We start from the raw sequence: 19,655 nt of genomic DNA, 5'->3' as shown, positions 1-19,655 counted from the left end.
CGATGCCTATCAATATCACCATGCCTGCCCTTTCTCCGACGATGGAAGAGGGCAATCTGGCCAAGTGGCTGGTCAAGGAAGGCGACAAGGTCGCTCCCGGTGACGTGATCGCCGAGATCGAGACCGACAAGGCGACCATGGAAGTGGAAGCCGTGGACGAAGGCACCGTTGCCAAGCTGGTCGTGCCGGCTGGAACGGAGGCCGTGAAGGTCAACGCTCTCATCGCAATCCTCGCCGCCGATGGCGAGGATGTGGGCGAGGCGGCAAAGGGCGGCGATGCCGCTCCTGCCAAGGCTGAGGCAAAGGCGGAAGCTCCCAAGCAGGATGCCGTCAAGGCGGAAGCGCCGAAGGAAGAGGCTGCCCCGGCAAAGGCTGAAAAGCCGGTTGCCGACCAGCCTGCTGCTTCGTCTACGCCAGCGCCGGTTTCCAAGTCTGGCGAGCGCATCTTCGCGTCGCCGCTTGCGCGCCGTCTTGCCAAAGAAGCCGGTCTCGACCTGTCGGGCGTTTCCGGTTCCGGCCCGCATGGCCGTATCGTCAAGACCGACGTCGAAAAGGCTGCCGCCTCCGGCGGTGCGAAGGCTGCTCCCGCCGCTGCTGCATCCGCAGGCACACCGGCTCCGGCGCTTGCCAAGGGCCAGTCGGACGAGGCCGTTCTCAAGCTGTTCGAAGAAGGCTCCTACGAGCTTGTGCCGCATGACGGCATGCGCAAGGTCATCGCCAAGCGTCTGGTCGAATCCAAGCAGACGGTTCCGCATTTCTACGTTTCCGTGGATTGCGAACTCGACACGCTTCTGGCGCTGCGGGCCCAGCTCAACGCCGCTGCCCCCGAAAAGGACGGCAAGCCGGCCTACAAGCTGTCGGTCAATGACATGGTCATCAAGGCGCTGGCGCTGGCACTTCGTGACGTGCCTGACGCCAACGTCTCCTGGACGGAAAGCGCCATGGTCAAGCACAAACATTCGGATGTCGGCGTTGCCGTGTCCATTCCCGGTGGCCTGATCACGCCGATCATCCGCAAGGCTGAGCAGAAGTCGCTCTCCACCATCTCCAACGAGATGAAGGACTACGGCAAGCGCGCGAAAGAACGCAAGCTGAAGCCTGAGGAATATCAGGGCGGCACGACCGCCGTGTCCAACATGGGCATGATGGGCGTAAAAAGCTTCTCGGCTGTCATCAACCCGCCACATGCCACCATCCTGGCCGTCGGCGCGGGTGAAGAACGCGCTGTCGTCAAGAATGGCGAGATCAAGATCGCCAATGTCATGACGGTCACGCTCTCCACCGACCACCGCTGTGTCGATGGCGCGCTCGGAGCCGAACTGATCGGCGCCTTCAAGCGCTACATCGAAAACCCGATGGGCATGCTGGTTTGATCGGAGAGTGAGATGGTGAAGTCGGTCCTCTGCTTTGGCGATTCTCTGACCTGGGGATCAAATGCGGAAACGGGTGGCCGGCACAGCCATGACGATCTTTGGCCGAGCGTCTTGCAGAAGGCGCTCGGTTCCGACGTGCATGTGATCCACGAAGGGCTGGGCGGTCGCACTACCGCTTATGACGATAACACCGCCGATTGCGACCGCAACGGCGCGCGGATTCTTCCGACGTTGCTGCACAGCCATGCCCCGCTTGATCTGGTAATTATCATGCTCGGCACCAACGACATGAAGCCATCGATCCATGGATCGGCAATTGTCGCCATGAAGGGTGTCGAACGGCTGGTGAAACTCACGCGCAACCACATCTGGCAGGTCCCGGACTGGGAGGCGCCCGACGTGCTGATCGTCGCCCCGCCGCCGCTGTGCGAGACGGCCAATCCGTTTATGGGCGCGATCTTTCGCGATGCGATCGATGAATCGGCGATGCTGGCCTCCGTTTACCGGGATCTGGCCGACGAGCTCGATTGCGGCTTTTTCGATGCGGGTTCCGTGGCGCGCACGACGCCGGTGGATGGTGTCCATCTCGATGCTGAAAATACGCGGGCCATCGGACGAGGGCTGGAGCCCGTCGTCCGCATGATGCTCGGACTTTAAGAACAATTCCCGGTCGTGGCGCTGCTCGCGACCCGATAGGACAAGGCAGGATTTCCAATGGCTCAATCATATGACGTCATCATCATCGGTTCGGGACCGGGCGGCTACATTGCCGCGATCCGCGCAGCCCAGCTCGGCATGAAGGTTGCCGTCGTGGAGCGTGAGCATCTGGCCGGCATCTGCTCCAACTGGGGCTGCATTCCCACCAAGGCCTTGCTGCGCACCGCCGATGTCATGCACACCGCCACCCACGCCAAGGATTACGGCCTGACGCTGGAAGGGTCGATCAAGCCGGACGTCAAGGCAATCGTGGCGCGCTCGCGCGGCATTGCAGCCCGCATGAACAATGGCGTCGGTTTCCTGTTCAAGAAGAACAAGGTCGATATCATCTGGGGTGAAGCCAAGATCACCAAGCCGGGCGAGATCGTCGTCGGCAAATCCACCAAGCCGGTGGTTCAGCCCCAGGGGCCCGTGCCGAAAAACACGCTGGGCGAGGGCACTTACACTGCCAAGCACATCATCGTCGCAACGGGCGCCCGCCCGCGCGCGCTGCCCGGCATCGAGCCGGATGGCAAGCTGATCTGGACCTATTTCGAGGCGATGAAGCCGGAAGAAATGCCGAAGTCGCTGCTCGTCATGGGCTCTGGCGCCATCGGCATCGAATTCGCCAGCTTCTACCGCACCATGGGCGTCGACGTGACCGTTGTCGAAATCATGAACCAGGTCATGCCGGTCGAAGATGCCGAAATCTCTGCCTTCGCCAAGAAGCAGCTCGAGAAGCAGGGCATGAAGATCCATCTGGAAACCAAGGTTTCCAAGGTGGAGAAGGGCGCGAACTCCATCACCGCGACGCTGGAGAAGAAGGACGGTTCTTCTGAAAAGATTACGGCCGATCGGATGATCTCCGCCGTCGGCGTCGTTGCCAACATCGAGGGCATCGGCCTTGAGACTGCCGGCGTGAAGACCGATCGCGGCTTCATCGTCATCGACGGTTACGGCAAGACCAACGTGCCCGGTATCTACGCCATCGGTGACGTCGCGGGTCCGCCACTGCTCGCCCACAAGGCTGAGCACGAGGCTGTCATCTGCGTCGAAAAGATCGCCGGTCTGCCGAATGTGCATCCCATGGACAAGCTCAAGATTCCGGGCTGCACCTATTGCAATCCTCAGGTCGCTTCTGTCGGTCTCACCGAAGCCAAGGCCAAGGAACAGGGCCGCGACATCCGCGTTGGCCGCTTCTCTTTTGCGGCAAACGGCAAGGCGGTTGCGCTCGGCGAAGACCAGGGTATGGTCAAGACCATCTTCGACAAGAAGACCGGCGAGCTGCTCGGCGCACATATGGTGGGCGCGGAAGTCACCGAACTCATTCAGGGCTTCGTGGTCGCCATGAATCTGGAGACGACCGAAGAAGACCTGATGCACACGATCTTCCCGCATCCGACCATTTCCGAGTCGATGAAGGAAAGCGTGCTCGACGCCTATGGCCGTGTGCTGAACGCATAAGTGCCCCGTGATGCCCGGCATTGTCTAACCATGCCGGGTGTCCCATATGTCTCGATGAAGCCTTAAGGCGGGGCTGTTGTTTCAGGGAGCGTGGGAATGGAAAGTGTAGGCTGGATTGCAGCAATCATCATCGGCGGTCTCGCCGGCTGGCTTGCGGGCAAGCTCATGGATATGCGTTTCGGCATTTTCATGAACATCGTGCTTGGCATTGTCGGTTCGGTGGTGGCCGTTGCGGTGCTGCGAACCTTCGATGTCTTCGTACAGGATAGCAGGCTCGGTTATTTCGTCACCTCGTTTCTCGGCGCAAGCCTGTTGCTGTTCATGGCAAAGCTCGTGCGGCGATGACAAGGCTTCGTGACCGGAAGGGGCTTACGCTTTTTCTGGAATTGTTCTAAAGCATCGCACCAAAGATGTCTGGATCGCCAAGGGCGATGGAAGCAGGTTTTTATGGTCACTATTCTCGACAGGACGTCATCCGACGAAAAGCGTATCCGCCATCCGGAAAAGGCGCACAAGCCCGATACCGAGGTGATGCGCAAGCCCGAATGGATCCGCGTCAAGGCGCCGACCTCGAAGGGTTACCACGAGACACGCGGGCTGGTGCGCAGCCACAAGCTGGTGACCGTGTGCGAGGAAGCCGGCTGTCCAAATATCGGCGAATGCTGGGACAAGAAACACGCGACCTTCATGATCATGGGCGAGATTTGCACCCGTGCCTGCGCCTTCTGCAATGTCGCGACCGGCAAGCCCAATCCGCTCGATATGAACGAGCCTGAGAACGTCGCCAAGGCCGTCAAGCAGATGGGCCTTTCCCACGTCGTCATCACCTCTGTCGACCGTGATGATCTTGCGGATGGCGGCGCTGAACATTTCGAAAAGGTGATCTGGGCGATCCGCGCCGCGTCTCCGACGACGACCATCGAAATCCTGACGCCAGACTTCCTGAAGAAGCCTGGCGCTCTGGAGCGTGTCGTCGCCGCCAAGCCTGATGTCTTCAACCACAATATGGAAACCGTTCCGGGCAATTACCTCACGGTTCGTCCGGGTGCGCGGTACTTCCACTCCGTGCGCCTGTTGCAACGGGTAAAAGAACTCGATCCCACCATGTTCACCAAGTCTGGTATCATGGTTGGCCTCGGTGAAGAGCGCAATGAAGTGCTGCAGCTGATGGATGATCTGCGCAGCGCCGACGTGGACTTCCTGACCATCGGCCAATATCTGCAGCCGACCCGCAAGCACCACAAGGTTGAGGCTTACGTCACGCCTGAGGAATTCAAGTCCTACGAGACGGTGGCCTATACCAAGGGCTTCCTCATGGTCTCTTCCAGCCCGCTGACCCGTTCTTCCCACCATGCCGGTGACGATTTCGAGCGCCTGCGCGCGGCCCGCGAAAAGAAGCTGCTGGTGGCTGCGGAGTAAGCAAGCTCAGGCAGGGCAGTTTCGCGCCCATGGTGCGTCTATCACTCTATCATTCCGCCCCTAAGGCGGAAGTTCGCCGACGCGCGTCGGAGCGGCGGGAAGGCTTTTTGAGCTCATAGACTTGGGCTCGCTGGATAATGGCTGAAGGCCGTTAAGGCGGAAACTGAAGCTATCCTGATCGCTCACGCCATGAGCTTTTCCGCCCGATGCGCGCGCATGCACAGGGCAACGCTCAGCACGACGGCGCAGATTGCGATGGCTTCGATCGATGTCGGCCCGCGCCCCTCCCACAGAAACCCATAGAGCAGCGCAAACAGGGTTTCGAACAGGATCATCTGCCCGACCATGGTCAGCGGGAGCATGCGGCTCATGCGGTTCCAAAAGGCGTTACCGAGGATGGACGCCGTGAAACCCAGCCCGGCGGCGATGGCGGCGAAATGAAGCCAGTCTGCTGCGTCGTGGGTTCCTGACCCAAATGCGAAGGCAGGAATGGCAAGGGCCAGCGCCAGTGCGCCAGTCACAACACCGGTCATCATGTTCCAGTCGTCGGCGCTGACGTCCTTCAGTCTCGAAAGCCAACGCGCGTTCCCGACGGCAAAGGCTGTCCAGGAGGCCAGCGCGCCGAGCGCGCAGATGAGGCCGACGACGCGGGAGATGTCAAAACCACCGTCGCTCTGCATGAGCGATTGCCACGAAATGCCGACAATGCCGATCGCGCCAAATAGTAGCGACGGCCAGAGCCGGCGTAGCGAAACGGCGCCATGGTCGCGACTGCCGATAATGGTCACGGCAACAGGCAGGAAGCCGATGATGATGGAGGTAAAGGCAACGCCGCTCAGTTTAACGGCAGTCGAGATGAAGACGTAGTAGACGATATTGCCGATCATGCTCAGCCAGGCGAGCGCTATCCACTCCTGTTTGCCGAAGCGGGCTGAAACCTGCTTCATGCGCGGCCCGATAATGGCAAGCGAAATCAGCCCGTAGGTCAGGTAGCGCGCCGTTGACAGTTGCAGGGCTGAAAAATCGGGCACGAGTTTGGGGGCGAGAAAGATGCCGCCCCACATAGCCCCTGCCAGCATGCCGTAAAAAACACCGAGACCTGTCCTGTTCATGTCCTGCCACATCCGCATTGCCATCAGCCTGCGGTGTGCCACAGCCGTCACAGGCTGTCTTGACAAAAACTCCTGATGCCTACGGCCGCCGGTTCACTGGATACCGCGGCTGCGACGATAGGCAGCCGGTGTTTCGCCAACGATATGGCGCATCGCGCGGGTCAAAGCCGTCTGGTCTGAAAACCCGGCGCGGAGCGCAATTTCAGCGATTGTAAGGCTCGGGTTTTGCAACAGGGCGCAAACTTTGCGCATGCTAAGCCCGGCCAGCCAGCGGTGAGGCGAAAGCCCAAACTCCTCGATAAACAAGGCATGAAGGCGACTTTCGCTGATCGATACGCAGGTCGCCAATCGATCGATCGTCCATGGAGAGAAAGGTTCTGCTTCCACCAGCGCAGCCAGGCTGTGCAAGCGCGCGCGTATCCCGGTTTTTTCTCCGGCAAGACTGTCGATGAGCATGGGTGCCCAAAGCCCGACGACATCGTCGCGACATCCGTCTAAGCCGATGACCCCGCGCATAAAGTCGATCAAGTGCCGTGTATCCGAGGCAACATGGAGGAATGGATTGTGGGATAGCTTTTCGAGGGCCCGTTCGGAAATCCTATGTTCATCGAGCTCGACCACCAGCGAATGGTTGCCCGGCGTTTCACGTTGCGCATGGGACGTTCCGGAGTGAATGAAAACCCCGCGTTCGCAAGACAGTTCCTCCTGCCGACCAGCGACATCGATCCACAAACGGCCGCGAACCGGGAGAACGATCTGCACGAAGGCGTGTCGCTCGTCGGGCCTTTCCTGCCGGTAACTTCTGATGTGGGCCGATGCGCCTGTCATCACACGATATTCCATGGTGCAAAGAAATGGCCGCCTCGGAAAGCGGCCCTTCAGCATTTGATTATGACATCGCCTTGAAGTTAGTGCCAGCCGCCTTTGTCAGTCGGCCGTCACGCCCCTAACGGTCAGACATCTTCCTTGGCGGTCGACTCGCCGCGCTTGCGCTTGCGCAGAACCGGCTTGTTTTCTCTCGCCTCGCATTTTGCGACGTCGATCAGATAGGCAAGCATGGGCATTTCGTTCATCGATGCCAGTTGTTTGGCGGATTCGAGAAGGTTGATGATACTGGAAAAATCGTCCATCGGCTCACTCAGTGGCTCAAAGCGTTGTTTGTGGGTCTGTACCCAGAGATGAAGAGGCGCGGGAAAATTGGGAGGGCCCGGCACGTTTGCATCCAATGGGTGTAATATTAGTCGCAATTAAATAGCAATCCCAGGCGAGGGGTTGCAATAGTCAATTTTCCGTAACCGCCATGCGCCGCCGTCATGGTACCGGATTGCGCGGCAGTAAATGTCGAACACGCGGATGAGGTCACGCACAATGCCGAACTACCTTCATGCTGTCGAAGAAGCCGCCGGAATCATTGCCAAGGCGCAGCGCATCATGATCGTCGGCTGTTCTGGCGGCGGCAAATCAACGCTTTCGCGCAAGCTTGTCCAGCGTTTCGGCTTTGAATACATCTCGATGGACCGGGAGATTTTCTGGCTTCCCGGGTGGCAAGCCCGCCCTCGGTCCGAACAGCGCCAGATCATAGCCCGCTTCGTTTCCCGCGAACGATGGCTGATGGACGGAAGCAATCCCTCGTCTTTTGATCTGCGTTTGCCCCGAACAGATATCGTCATCTGGGTCCGTATGCCGCGCTGGCTTTGCCTCTGGGGCGCAATCAGTCGAATCATCAAGGGATTTGGCAAAGCCAGACCCGAGATGGCCGACGGTTGCCCGGAAAGGCTCGACGGCGCATTTCTCCGCTACATCTGGAATTTCGAGAGGCGTCACGCACCGATCTTTGAGAGAAACTTCGATCTCTACGGGCCTGATGTGCCGATCTGGCAGGTGAAAAGCAGAAAACAGACGCGTCGCCTCCTTGATCTTCTGCATATCGAGGATTAACTGCCGCTCATGCCCAAGTTTGAAACGCATCGTTTTGTCAAACATTCTCCAGACCGCATGTACGACCTCGTGGCGGATGTGGAGAAATACCCGCAATTCCTGCCCCTATGCGAGGCTCTCACCGTCCGCTCCCGCAAGGAGAGGGATGGCAAGGAGCTACTGGTGGCCGATATGACGGTCGGGTACAAGGCGTTTCGCGAGACCTTTACCACACAGGTTCTGCTGAACCCCGCAGAACGCGCGATCGACGTAAAATATATCGACGGCCCGTTCCGGTACCTCGACAATCGCTGGCGATTCGAGGCGACGGAAAACGGCTCGACGGTGCATTTCTTCATCGATTACGAATTCAAGAACCGGCTGCTCGGCGCGGTCATGGGCTCCATGTTCGACCGCGCCTTCCGTATGTTTGCCGAAGCCTTCGAAGCACGTGCCGATAAGATTTATGCTGACCCGGCCTGATTGATCTCTGTCAGCATTTCAAGCGCGGTTCTGACCGTTGCAAGCCTGACAGCCGTGCGGCCGATGTCGCCGTACCGCATCTCACGGTGAAGGATCGTCCCGCGGCGGGACTGTGCGGCAAGGTGGACCAGACCAACGGGCTTATCGAGGGATCCGCCGCCTGGACCGGCGATACCAGTGACAGCCACCGCGCAATCGGCCCGCGACCGAAACAGTGCGCCGTGGACCATTTGCAGCGCGGTCTCTCGCGACACCGCACCGAAAACCCTCAGTGTTTCGGGAAGCACACCGAGCATGTCCATCTTTGCCTCGTTGGTATAGGTGACGAACCCACGATCAACGACGGCGGAAGAACCGGCAATGTCCGTCAGAGCACCGGCGATCAAGCCGCCCGTGCAGCTTTCCGCCGTCGCTACCATGAAGCCGCTGGCACTGAAGTCCGCGATGATCCGCTGCGCGATGTCCTCAATCTCTGCCGGAAAGAGGCTCATAACGGTCTGCCTCTGTAGACGACCGTGGCCGTAGCGATCGCTGCGATGCCCTCGCGGCGGCCAACGAAGCCGATAGTCTCATTGGTTGTCGCTTTTACCGAGCAGCGCTCCAGCGCGATGCCGAGCATGTCGGAAAGCGCTTCCCGCATGGCCTGCCGATGCGGCCCGATCCGCGGTGCTTCAGCGATCAGTGAGACATCGGCATTCATGATCGTGCCGCCATTGTCCCGCACCACCTTGGCCGCATGTTCGAGGAAAATGCGTGAGGCGGCCCCCTTCCATTGCGGATCGGAGGGCGGGAAGTGATCGCCGATGTCGCCGGCGCCGCAGGTGGCAAGCAGTGCATCCGTCAACGCATGCAGCGCCACGTCGGCATCGGAATGGCCTTTCAGTCTCTGATTATGTTCGATGAAGATGCCGCATAGGGTCACGCCATCTCCGGCCTCCAGCTGGTGCACGTCGTAGCCATTGCCGGTGCGAACGTCCGGCAATCCGAGAGAAAGCTTTTCATCGGCCATGGTAATATCCCGCTTGAGTGTAAGTTTGACATTATCGACCGACCCCTCGGTCAACACCACAGGGATGCCAGCCCACTCGGCAATCGATGCATCGTCGGTGAAGTCCGTTTTGCCGGAAGCAGCAGCGGCGCGATGGGCGGCCAGGATGTCGCGATAAGCGAAACTCTGCGGTGTCTGCGCCGCATAAAGCCCCTGCCGGGACACCGTCTCCACGGCGTGTCCGTCATCGCCCCGTTTTAGCGTGTCCGTAACGGCAAGGGCCGGCAGCACAACGTCCGCTCCGGCCGCGTGCAACGCAACGATGCGGTCCAGCATGTCGGCGTCAACGAAGGGCCGTACGCCGTCGTGGATCATCACATGGGTTGGTTCTTCCGACGCAAGCGCTTCCAGCCCGGCCAGCACCGATTGCTGGCGCGACGCACCGCCCGTGACCACAAGGATACGCGCACCCGCGCTTAGTCGTTGAAGGATCGGCGAAAGAAGTGCTGCGTCGTCGGCATGGCTGACCACAACGATAGGGGAGGTGTCGTTCCAGCTGAGAAATCTCGCCAACGTGTGCTCGATCACGGCCCGACCGCCGATCGAGCGATATTGCTTGGGACCTTCCTCGGGAGAGCCTGCCCTTTCACCGCGTCCGGCGGCGACGATGACGATGCCGAGTTTCATAGTGCGTTCCTGCATTGGTCATATGCTTTGTGCGCAACCCTTAGCGGTTGACAGTCCTGCTCTAGCGTTTCAAAACCCGAATGGCCAGCCCGATAAGACGCACAGTCGCGCCTCGATGTCGCGGGATAGACTGCGATCGTGCTTTAAACCTGCACAAATTGCTGCCGACAGCAAAACAGGCAGGCAGCTGCCCCGCAAATAAAAGGGGCAAGCACCTAAAAGTGCTTGGCAACCGCACAAACACTGTCTAAAAATAATGCAAATAAACCTTCTGCATGAAAGATCATCAATTGCATCTTCCGGAGTTGTCAGAACCGTTCAGCATCGGCTCAGTCACGATACGTAATCGTGCCGTGCTGGCGCCCATGTCGGGCGTGACGGATCTACCGTTCCGGCAGCTTGCCTGGCATTATGGCGCGGGTCTGGTCGTGACCGAAATGGTTGCCAGCCGCGAGCTCGTCGCCAACCGGGGCGAATCCTGGGCGCGTCTGAAAAATGCCGGCATGGTTCCGCACATGGTTCAGCTTGCCGGGCGCGAGGCGCACTACATGGCGGAGGCGGCAAAAATTTCCGCGGACAACGGCGCCGGCATCATCGATATCAACATGGGCTGTCCGGCCAAAAAGGTGACGGGCGGTTATTCCGGCTCGGCGCTGATGCGGGACCCCGATCATGCCCTTACGCTCATCGAGGCAACAGTCAATGCCGTCGACGTCCCCGTGACGCTGAAAATGCGTCTCGGCTGGGACGAAAATTCAATCAATGCGCCCGAGATTGCCCGCCGCGCCGAAGCGGCTGGTGTTCAGCTCATTACCATTCACGGGCGCACTCGCATGCAGTTTTACGAAGGGCGTGCGGACTGGGATGCCATTCGCGCCGTTCGCGAGGTCGTTGCCGTACCGCTGGTAGCCAATGGCGATGTTGAAACGCCTGAAGATGCGCGCGAAATCCTGCGTCGTTCCGGCGCGGATGCGGTCATGGTCGGCCGCGGTGCGCAGGGCCAGCCGTGGCTGCCGGCGGTCCTTGCAGGCCATGCGCCGCCGGATCGCGCCGATATCCCTGCAATCGCCGTCGAACATTACGCGATGATGCTGGAATTTTACGGACGGGAAGCGGGCCTGCGGCATGCGCGCAAACATCTGGGCTGGTATCTCGAGCGATTTGCACCTGACCTCGCCACGCCCGAGAAGGCCGAAATCATGACATCGCGTGACACGGGCGAGGTGGCGGACCGGTTACGCCGCGCCCTTTCCGCAACTACGGGCGATGACGCCCCAAGGAAGGCCGCATGAGCGCTGACAAACACAGCCCGGCAGATACGAACCCACTCGCCATGGCGGTGCTGAACGCGGTTCAGAACCCGGTCATTCTGGTCGATGCCGAAGGTTTCATTGCCTTCGCCAATTGGGAGGCAGAAGCGTTTTTCGGCGCCAGCGCTTCGCACCTTGCGCGCTACCGCGTCTCCACCTTTATTCCCTTCGGCAGCCCGCTCCTGGCGCTCATCGATCAGGTGCGGGAGCGCCGCGCGCCGGTGAACGAGTACCGCGTTGACCTGAGTTCGCCGCGCCTTGGTCAGGACAAGCTGGTGGATCTTTATGTCGCGCCTGTCGTGAGCGAGCCCGGCTCCGTCGTGGTCGTCTTTCAGGAACGGTCGATGGCCGACAAGATCGACCGGCAATTGACGCACCGCGCCGCCGCCCGTTCGGTCACCGGCCTTGCCTCCATGCTTGCGCATGAGATCAAGAACCCCCTGTCCGGCATTCGCGGCGCGGCACAGCTGCTGGAGACATCGGTTGCCGATGAGGATCGGGCGCTGACGCGGCTGATCTGCGATGAAACGGACCGTATCGTCTCTCTGGTCGACCGCATGGAAGTGTTTTCCGACGAGCGGCCGGTGGACCGGATGCCGGTCAACATCCACTCCGTGCTCGACCACGTGAAGGCGATTGCCAAGGCCGGTTTTGCCCGAAACATCAAGATTTCGGAGAACTACGACCCCTCGCTGCCGCCAGTTTATGCCAATCGCGACCAGCTTGTGCAGGTGTTTCTCAATTTGGTGAAGAACGCCGCCGAGGCCGTAGCCAACCAGCCGGATGGCGAGATCGTGCTGACGACCGCCTACCGGCCAGGCATCCGTCTCTCGGTTGCCGGCAGCCGCGAACGCATCTCGCTGCCGCTGGAATTCTGCGTGCATGACAACGGCCCGGGCGTCCCGGCCGATCTGCTGCCGCATCTCTTCGATCCGTTCATCACCACCAAGACCAATGGTTCGGGCCTGGGTCTCGCGCTGGTCGCCAAGCTCATCGGCGCCCATGGCGGCATCGTCGAATGCGACAGCCAGAACCACCGCACGACATTCCGCGTATTGATGCCCGTCTCGCCGGAAGTGGCGCTTGACGACAGCTTGCCGAACCCGACAGGAAATGACAGATGACAGCTACGATCCTCGTCGCCGATGATGATGCCGCGATCCGCACCGTTCTGAACCAGGCGCTGAGCCGCGCCGGTTATGATGTGCGAATCACCTCCAATGCCGCGACGCTCTGGCGCTGGGTGTCGGCAGGCGAGGGCGATCTCGTCGTGACCGATGTCGTGATGCCGGATGAAAACGCCTTCGACCTTCTGCCGCGCATCAAGAAGGCGCGCCCGGACTTACCGGTTCTTGTCATGAGCGCGCAAAACACGTTCATGACGGCGATCAAGGCCTCGGAAAAGGGCGCTTACGACTACCTGCCAAAGCCCTTTGATCTGACGGAGCTGATCGCCATCATCGGCCGTGCCTTGTCTGAGCCGAAGCGCAAGCCGGCAAAACTCGATGACGACATGCAGGACGGGATGCCGCTCGTGGGCCGCTCCGCCGCGATGCAGGAAATCTACCGCGTTCTTGCCCGTCTGATGCAGACCGATCTGACGCTGATGATCACGGGCGAATCCGGTACGGGCAAGGAGTTGGTGGCGCGCGCGCTGCATGACTACGGCAAGCGCCGCAACGGCCCCTTCGTCGCCATCAACATGGCGGCAATACCTAGGGACCTCATCGAATCGGAACTGTTCGGTCACGAAAAGGGTGCATTCACCGGCGCCCAGAACCGCTCCACCGGTCGTTTCGAACAGGCCGAGGGCGGCACGCTGTTCCTCGATGAAATCGGCGATATGCCGATGGATGCCCAGACACGTCTGCTGCGTGTTCTGCAACAGGGCGAATATACGACAGTTGGCGGCCGTACACCGATCCGCACCGACGTCCGCATCGTCGCCGCTACCAACAAGGATCTGAAGCAGTCGATCAATCAGGGCCTTTTCCGCGAAGACCTCTATTATCGCCTGAACGTCGTCCCGCTACGCCTTCCGCCGCTGCGTGACCGCGCCGAAGATATTCCTGATCTGGTGCGCCATTTCATCCAGACAGGCGAGAAGGAAGGGCTGGAGGGCAAGCGTTTCGAGAATGAGGCGCTGGAAGTCATGAAGGCCTATGCCTGGCCCGGAAACGTGCGCGAACTCGAAAACCTGATCCGCCGCCTGATGGCGCTTTATCCGCAGGAAGTCATCACCCGCGAGATCATAGAACAGGAATTGCAGTCGGATGTGCCGGACAGCCCGCTCGACAAGATGGCTGTCCGCACCGGCTCGCTGACGATCTCGCAGGCGGTCGAAGAAAACATGCGCGACTATTTCGCGAGCTTTGGCGATGGCCTGCCGCCGCCCGGCCTCTATGACCGGGTGCTGCGCGAGCTCGAATATCCGCTGATCCTCGCAGCATTGACGGCGACACGCGGCAACCAGATCAAGGCCGCCGATTTGCTTGGCCTCAACCGCAATACGCTGCGCAAAAAAATCCGCGAGCTCGGCGTTTCCGTGTACCGCAGCTCCCGCCCAACCTGACGATGTTGACAAGTCCGTCGTTGTCGTTGCATTTTCGCCACATTGTGTTGCTTGGACAACACTAGGACGCTCAAGATTCGCTAAGCAGCGGATTCGGTCCGACTTTCGTGAATGTGACGCTGGTAGGCCAGCGATTGGGAGTAGTGCATGCGGAAACCCGCCGCCGAAAACGCCGTTGCCGATGAAGCAGCGGGCATGGTGGTTGCCGATCGCCGGATGTCTTTCGCTTTGCCGGGGCTTGTGCTCGCGGGGGTCGCGCTCGTCTGCGCCATCATCACCCTTTTCGTCCTCCTTGGCGTCACACCGATCGCCCCGACCTCGAACGTCGTCATCGCATCGGTCATCATCAATTCGATCTTCGTCATTGGTCTGATCTTCCTGATCGGCCGCGAAATCAATCGGCTGCTCAAGGCCCGGAAAAAGGGAAGGGCGGCCGCACGGCTTCACGTGCGCATTGTCGTCCTTTTCTCCATCGTGGCGATCACGCCCGCCGTCCTCGTCGCCATCTTCGCCAGCCTGACGCTGAATGTCGGTCTCGACCGCTGGTTTTCGCTGCGCACGCAGTCGATCGTCGATTCATCCAGCAACATCGCCCAGGCCTATATGATGGAGAATGCCGGCTATCTTCAGGGCCAGACCCTGTCGATGGCGACCGATCTCGATCGCAATCGTGCGCTGTTTTACCTCGACCGTACCGGCTTTATCGATCTGATGACCCGCCAGGCCAAGGGACGCGGCCTGCTCGGCGCGTTTCTGGTGCAGGAAGACGGTGATGCGGTTGCGCAGGCCGATATCAAGACCGAAAAGCCGCTTCCCGCCATTCCGCATGACGCGCTTGAAAAGGCGGCCGCGGGTCAGCCGACGCTGATACCGCCCGGTATCACCAACCTCGTTGGCGCCATCATCAAGCTCGAAGGCATCAGCGGCACCTTCCTATACACGGTCCGGGCCGTCGACCCTAAGGTCATGGGCGCGATGCGGCTGATGGAGGAGAACCGCGCGGAATACAAGGCCATGGAAGCAGGTCGCGCGCCGCTGCAGATCGCCTTCGCCATTCTCTATCTCGGTTTTGCGCTGATTGTGTTGCTCGCCGCTATCTGGACGGCGATTGCGGTCGCGGACCGGATCGTGCGGCCGATCCGCCTTCTCATCGGCGCCGCGGACAGCGTGGCAACCGGCAACATGCATGTGCTGGTGCCGGTGCGCGCCGTCGATGGCGACGTTGGGCGTCTGTCGCGCACCTTTAATAAAATGGTGTCGGAACTGCGCAGCCAGCAGGAGCAGATCATCGAGGCCAAGGACGATATTGACGATCGCCGCCGCTTCATCGAAGCCGTGCTATCAGGCGTCACCGCCGCCGTCATCGGTGTTGACGAGAACCGCAGGATAACCATCGTCAATCCATCAGGCGAGGAGTTTCTGGCGCAGACATCGGATCAGCTCATTGGCGCACAACTGTCTGATATCGCGCCCGAGATCGAGCAGGTGGTCACCGAGGCCAATACCTGGGCGCGCGGGAACTTCCGAAAGCAGATCAACATTATGCGACGCGGCAAGGAGCGTACCCTGAATGTGCAGGTGACGCGCGAGGATGCCCGCGACAGCCGCGATAGCTACGTCATTACCCTTGACGACATCACCGATCTCGTGATCGCGCAGCGCTCCACCGCATGGTCGGATGTGGCCCGGCGCATCGCGCATGAAATCAAAAATCCGCTGACGCCGATCCAGCTGTCTGCCGAGCGCATCAAACGCCGCTTCGGCAAGCAGATCGATGAAAACGACCGGGCCATCTTCGATCAGTGTACCGATACGATCGTCCGGCAGGTGGGTGACATTGGGCGCATGGTCGATGAATTCTCCGCCTTCGCGCGCATGCCAAAGCCGACGAAGGAAAAATCGGACCTGCGGGCGATTCTGAAGGATGCGGCTTTCCTGCGCGAAATCAGCGCCGCTGACACGAAGTTTTCCACCGAGCTTGGCGATGTCCCGCTGGAGGGGATGTTTGATGCCCGGATGTTGGGTCAGGCCTTCGGCAATCTCATCAAGAATGCGACGGAAGCCATCGAAGCGGTGGAAGGCGAAAAGCGGCCGGGAAAAATCCTGGTGCGCGCGTCGTTCGACGAGGCCAACTCCCGTTTTGTTGCTGATATCATCGACAATGGCCGCGGCCTTCCCGTCGAGAACCGGCATCGCATTCTCGAACCCTATATGACCATGCGCGACAAGGGCACCGGCCTTGGTCTCGCGATCGTCAAGAAAATCATCGAAGAGCATGGCGGGTATCTGGAACTCCATGATGCCCCAGCCGAATTCGACCATGGCCATGGTGCCATGATCCGAGTGCTGCTGCCCTATATCGAGGCGGTCGGCAGCGAAAATAACAAGGAAGCAGCATATGGCGTCTGATATTCTGGTCGTGGATGACGAGGCGGACATTCGCGAAATCGTAGCAGGCATTCTTTCCGATGAGGGCCACGAGACACGAATGGCCTTTGACAGTGACAGCGCGCTCGCCGCCATTTCAGAGCGGGTACCACGCCTGATCTTTCTCGACATCTGGATGCAGGGTTCGAAGCTCGATGGTCTGGCGCTGCTTGACGAAATCAAGAGCCGCCACCCTGAAATCCCGGTCGTGATGATTTCCGGTCACGGCAACATCGAGACAGCCGTTAACGCCATCAAGCGGGGAGCCTTCGACTTCATCGAGAAGCCGTTCAAGGCCGACCGCCTGATCCTGATCGCCGAGCGGGCGCTTGAGAATTCCAAGCTGAAGCGTGAGGTTCAGGAGCTGAAGAAGCGCACCGGCGACGCAGTTGAACTCGTCGGCGCGTCGCTTGCAGTGTCGCAACTACGTCAAACCATCGACCGTGTGGCGCCAACCAACAGCCGCATCATGATCCTGGGTCCGTCCGGTTCCGGCAAGGAACTCGTGGCGCGCATGATTCACAAGAAATCGTCCCGGGCAACCGGTCCTTTCGTGGCGCTGAACGCGGCGACGATCACGCCTGATCGTATGGAGATCGCACTCTTCGGCACGGAGGGGTTGCCGGGCCAGCCGCGCAAGGTGGGCGCTCTGGAAGAAGCCCATCGCGGCGTTCTTTATCTCGATGAAGTCGGCGAAATGCCGCGCGAGACGCAGAACAAGATCCTGCGCGTTCTTGTCGATCAGCAGTTCGAACGTGTCGGCGGCGGCAAGCGGGTGAAGGTGGATGTGCGCATCATTTCCTCGACCGCACATCATCTTGAAAGCCTGATCGCGGAAGGGGCGTTCCGTGAAGACCTCTATCATCGCCTTGCCGTCGTGCCGGTGAAGGTGCCGGCGCTTTCCGAAAGGCGCGAGGATATTCCTTTCCTCGTCGATATGTTCATGCGGCAGATTTCCGAACAGGCGGGCATTCGTCCCCGCAAGATCGGCGACGACGCCATGGCTGTTCTCCAGACGCATGACTGGCCGGGTAACATCCGTCAGCTGCGTAACAATATCGAGCGCCTGATGATTCTCGCCCGCCCTGAAGGCGGTGACGCGCCGATCTCGGCCGACATGCTGCCATCTGACATTGGCGACATGCTGCCCAAGATAGCGGCGCAGGGCGACCAGCACATCATGACCCTGCCGCTGCGCGAAGCCCGCGAGATGTTCGAGCGGGACTATCTTGTGGCCCAGATCAACCGGTTCGGCGGCAATATTTCCCGCACGGCGGAATTTGTCGGCATGGAACGCTCCGCACTGCATCGCAAACTAAAATCTCTCGGCGTATAAGAAAGTCGAGCGCTTCGCCGCATCGGATTATTCTGGCAGAGAGACAGCATGAAAGTCATCATTTGCGGTGCAGGGCAGGTGGGTTACGGCATCGCCGAACAGTTGTCGCGTGAAGATAACGACGTTTCCGTTATCGACACGGCAGCATCGCTCATCACTGCGATCACCGAAACGCTTGATGTGCGCGGCTATGTCGGCCACGGCGCGCATCCGGACATGCTGGCCAAGGCGGGCGCCGATCAGGCCGACATGATCATCGCGGTGACGTTGCATGATGAGATCAACATCGTCGCCTGCGAAGTGGCGCACGCGCTCTTCAGCGTGCCGACCAAGATCGCCCGCATCCGCGACCAGAGTTATCTGAAGCCGGAATATGCCGATCTCTTCAGCCGTGAAAACATGTCCATCGACGTGACGATTTCCCCGGAGGTCGAGGTCGGCAAGATGGTGCTGCGACGCATCGCGTTCCCCGGCGCAACCGACGTCGTGCGCTTTGCGGATGACACCGTTTACATGCTCGCCATCGAGTGCATGGAAGACTGCCCTGTCATCAACACGCCGCTGCAGCAGCTTTCCAGCCTCTTTCCCGACCTCGTCGCTACGGTCGTCGGCATCTACCGCGATGGCATCCTTAAGGTCGCCAATTCGGCGGAACAGTTGCGGGTAGGTGACCTCGCCTATGTAATATGCCAGCGCCAGCACGCCCGTCGCACCTTGAGCCTTTTCGGCCATGACGAACAGGAAGCGCAACGCATCGTGATTGCAGGTGCCGGCAATATCGGCCATTTCGTCGCCAGCAAGATCGAGGAGATGCAGCCGAAGACGCGGGTGAAAATCATTGAGGCAGACCGTGACAGGGCCGTGGCAGCGTCCGAACACCTCAGCCAGACGATTGTCATGCATGGCTCGGCGCTCGACCAGAAAATCCTCCTGCAGGCAGACATCCAGGACGCGGACCTGATCGTCACGCTCACCAACAATGACCAGACCAATATTCTGGCCGCTGTCATGGCAAAGCAGCTTGGCTGCAAGTCGAACCTTGCGCTCCTGAACAGTACGTCGTTCCACGATGTCGCAGATTCGCTTGGTCTCGACGCCTACATCAACCCGCGGGCCGTGACGATTTCGCGCGTACTCCAGCACGTTCGAAAGGGTCGTATCCGTTCGGTCTATGCGGTCCAGCGCGGCTCTGCCGAGGTCATCGAGGCGGAGGCGCTGGAAACCTCGCCGCTTGTGGGACAGGCGTTCCGCGACATCGATATGCCCGAGGGGGTACGCATCGGCGCGATCTATCGCGACGGTATCGTCATACGCCCCGACGGCAGCACCAAGATCAAGGCGAAGGATCGCGTCGTGCTTTTTGCATCCGCCGATGCGGTGCGGGACGTGGAACAACTTTTCCGGGTTTCGATACAATATTTTTGACTGTTCCGAATTGAAAATGCGGGTCAATACTCGTAGCCGTCACACTGTTTTGACCGTTGCGGAACGGAACATGATTTGATACCAGAGTTTGAGGTCGGCCAAGCGGGGGACATGACTCGGCCGGCTTATTATTGATTGATTATTTTCCGGTATCCCTGCCGGCAAAAAAGAAAGAAGCGGCGCCATGGCGGAACGTTCTCAAAACCTTCAGGATCTCTTCCTCAACACCGTTCGTAAGCAGAAGATCTCGCTCACGATTTTCCTCATCAACGGCGTCAAGCTGACGGGCGTTGTGACCTCCTTCGACAATTTCTGCGTGCTTTTGCGCCGTGACGGTCATTCGCAGCTGGTTTACAAGCATGCGATTTCGACCATCATGCCCGGTCAGCCGATGCAGATGTTCGAAAGCGAAGAAGGCGCGGCCTGAAGCCTCCCTCGACGCCTAT

Annotated in this window: 19 protein-coding genes; 14 read left to right on the top strand and 5 right to left on the bottom strand. The window is 59.8% G+C overall.

Annotated elements, in window-relative coordinates; genetic code table 11:
- The first annotated feature begins 2 nt into the window (after positions 1 to 2).
- The 5 genes from FS804_RS02710 to lipA all read left to right on the top strand — a co-directional run bounded on the left by FS804_RS02710 (position 3) and on the right by lipA (position 4,952).
- Positions 3 to 1,373: a pyruvate dehydrogenase complex dihydrolipoamide acetyltransferase gene (locus FS804_RS02710; protein ID WP_144574477.1), complete on the top strand. Its 1,371-nt coding sequence runs from the start codon at positions 3 to 5 to the stop codon at positions 1,371 to 1,373.
- Between the two features lie 12 nt (positions 1,374 to 1,385).
- The gene (locus FS804_RS02705) at positions 1,386 to 2,030 is read left to right on the top strand and encodes an SGNH/GDSL hydrolase family protein (RefSeq protein ID WP_144574473.1); all 645 of its coding nucleotides are present in this window, start codon (positions 1,386 to 1,388) and stop codon (positions 2,028 to 2,030) included.
- Positions 2,031 to 2,087: 57 nt separating this feature from the next.
- Entirely contained in the window at positions 2,088 to 3,533 is a 1,446-nt protein-coding gene (lpdA, locus tag FS804_RS02700; RefSeq protein ID WP_144574470.1) for a dihydrolipoyl dehydrogenase, read from the top strand.
- A 96-nt stretch (positions 3,534 to 3,629) separates the two neighbouring features.
- Positions 3,630 to 3,878, top strand: a complete 249-nt coding sequence (locus tag FS804_RS02695) for a GlsB/YeaQ/YmgE family stress response membrane protein (RefSeq protein WP_063949028.1) — start codon at positions 3,630 to 3,632, stop codon at positions 3,876 to 3,878.
- A 102-nt stretch (positions 3,879 to 3,980) separates the two neighbouring features.
- Positions 3,981 to 4,952, top strand: coding sequence for a lipoyl synthase (gene lipA / locus FS804_RS02690; RefSeq protein ID WP_144574467.1), 972 nt, complete (start codon positions 3,981 to 3,983; stop codon positions 4,950 to 4,952).
- Between the two features lie 182 nt (positions 4,953 to 5,134).
- On the opposite strand, the gene FS804_RS02685 is transcribed toward lipA, so the two are convergent.
- From FS804_RS02685 to FS804_RS24875, 3 genes are all read right to left on the bottom strand, one after another.
- The gene (locus tag FS804_RS02685; protein WP_144574464.1) at positions 5,135 to 6,064 is read right to left on the bottom strand and encodes a DMT family transporter; all 930 of its coding nucleotides are present in this window, start codon (positions 6,062 to 6,064) and stop codon (positions 5,135 to 5,137) included.
- Between the two features lie 93 nt (positions 6,065 to 6,157).
- Positions 6,158 to 6,892 (bottom strand): AraC family transcriptional regulator, encoded by a 735-nt coding sequence (locus FS804_RS02680; protein WP_144574461.1) that lies wholly within the window; start codon positions 6,890 to 6,892, stop codon positions 6,158 to 6,160.
- Positions 6,893 to 7,017: 125 nt separating this feature from the next.
- Entirely contained in the window at positions 7,018 to 7,194 is a 177-nt protein-coding gene (locus FS804_RS24875; protein WP_172801604.1) for a hypothetical protein, read from the bottom strand.
- A gap of 238 nt (positions 7,195 to 7,432) precedes the next feature.
- Between FS804_RS24875 and FS804_RS02675 the strand changes: the two genes are divergently transcribed.
- Positions 7,433 to 8,002 (top strand): AAA family ATPase, encoded by a 570-nt coding sequence (locus tag FS804_RS02675; protein ID WP_144574458.1) that lies wholly within the window; start codon positions 7,433 to 7,435, stop codon positions 8,000 to 8,002.
- A gap of 9 nt (positions 8,003 to 8,011) precedes the next feature.
- On the top strand, positions 8,012 to 8,464 hold the full coding sequence (locus tag FS804_RS02670; protein WP_063949025.1) for a type II toxin-antitoxin system RatA family toxin: 453 nt from the start codon (positions 8,012 to 8,014) through the stop codon (positions 8,462 to 8,464).
- Here the strand turns inward: FS804_RS02670 and FS804_RS02665 are convergent.
- Together FS804_RS02665 and FS804_RS02660 are read right to left on the bottom strand one after the other, a co-directional pair.
- Positions 8,446 to 8,955, bottom strand: coding sequence for a CinA family protein (locus FS804_RS02665; protein ID WP_144574455.1), 510 nt, complete (start codon positions 8,953 to 8,955; stop codon positions 8,446 to 8,448). The genes FS804_RS02670 and FS804_RS02665 overlap by 19 nt on opposite strands.
- Positions 8,952 to 10,139 (bottom strand): bifunctional 2-C-methyl-D-erythritol 4-phosphate cytidylyltransferase/2-C-methyl-D-erythritol 2,4-cyclodiphosphate synthase, encoded by a 1,188-nt coding sequence (locus tag FS804_RS02660; RefSeq protein ID WP_144576303.1) that lies wholly within the window; start codon positions 10,137 to 10,139, stop codon positions 8,952 to 8,954. Before FS804_RS02660 ends, FS804_RS02665 begins: the two co-directional genes overlap by 4 nt.
- A gap of 275 nt (positions 10,140 to 10,414) precedes the next feature.
- On the opposite strand from FS804_RS02660, the gene dusB reads away from it, so the two are divergent.
- From dusB to hfq, 7 genes are all read left to right on the top strand, one after another.
- Positions 10,415 to 11,431 carry a tRNA dihydrouridine synthase DusB gene (gene dusB, locus FS804_RS02655; protein ID WP_144574452.1) on the top strand — a complete coding sequence of 339 codons (1,017 nt, stop codon included), beginning with the start codon at positions 10,415 to 10,417 and terminating at the stop codon, positions 11,429 to 11,431.
- Positions 11,428 to 12,573: a nitrogen regulation protein NR(II) gene (locus tag FS804_RS02650; protein ID WP_063949021.1), complete on the top strand. Its 1,146-nt coding sequence runs from the start codon at positions 11,428 to 11,430 to the stop codon at positions 12,571 to 12,573. Before dusB ends, FS804_RS02650 begins: the two co-directional genes overlap by 4 nt.
- On the top strand, positions 12,570 to 14,021 hold the full coding sequence (gene ntrC / locus FS804_RS02645) for a nitrogen regulation protein NR(I) (protein ID WP_063949020.1): 1,452 nt from the start codon (positions 12,570 to 12,572) through the stop codon (positions 14,019 to 14,021). Before FS804_RS02650 ends, ntrC begins: the two co-directional genes overlap by 4 nt.
- Positions 14,022 to 14,168: 147 nt before the next feature.
- Positions 14,169 to 16,430, top strand: coding sequence for a PAS domain-containing sensor histidine kinase (locus tag FS804_RS02640; protein WP_063949019.1), 2,262 nt, complete (start codon positions 14,169 to 14,171; stop codon positions 16,428 to 16,430).
- Positions 16,420 to 17,784, top strand: coding sequence for a sigma-54 dependent transcriptional regulator (locus FS804_RS02635; RefSeq protein WP_063949018.1), 1,365 nt, complete (start codon positions 16,420 to 16,422; stop codon positions 17,782 to 17,784). The genes FS804_RS02640 and FS804_RS02635 overlap by 11 nt, the downstream gene beginning before the upstream one ends.
- A 21-nt stretch (positions 17,785 to 17,805) precedes the next feature.
- On the top strand, positions 17,806 to 19,209 hold the full coding sequence (gene trkA, locus FS804_RS02630) for a Trk system potassium transporter TrkA (protein ID WP_256366754.1): 1,404 nt from the start codon (positions 17,806 to 17,808) through the stop codon (positions 19,207 to 19,209).
- Between the two features lie 184 nt (positions 19,210 to 19,393).
- Positions 19,394 to 19,636 carry an RNA chaperone Hfq gene (hfq, locus tag FS804_RS02625; RefSeq protein WP_003496145.1) on the top strand — a complete coding sequence of 81 codons (243 nt, stop codon included), beginning with the start codon at positions 19,394 to 19,396 and terminating at the stop codon, positions 19,634 to 19,636.
- Positions 19,637 to 19,655: the final 19 nt, after the last annotated feature.

Origin of the sequence: Agrobacterium sp. DE0009 (genome assembly GCF_007680755.1) — a bacterium.
GTDB lineage: Bacteria > Pseudomonadota > Alphaproteobacteria > Rhizobiales > Rhizobiaceae > Agrobacterium > Agrobacterium tumefaciens_B.
Note: the sequence above shows the minus strand (reverse complement) of the source record. Positions and strands in the feature narration are given on the sequence as shown.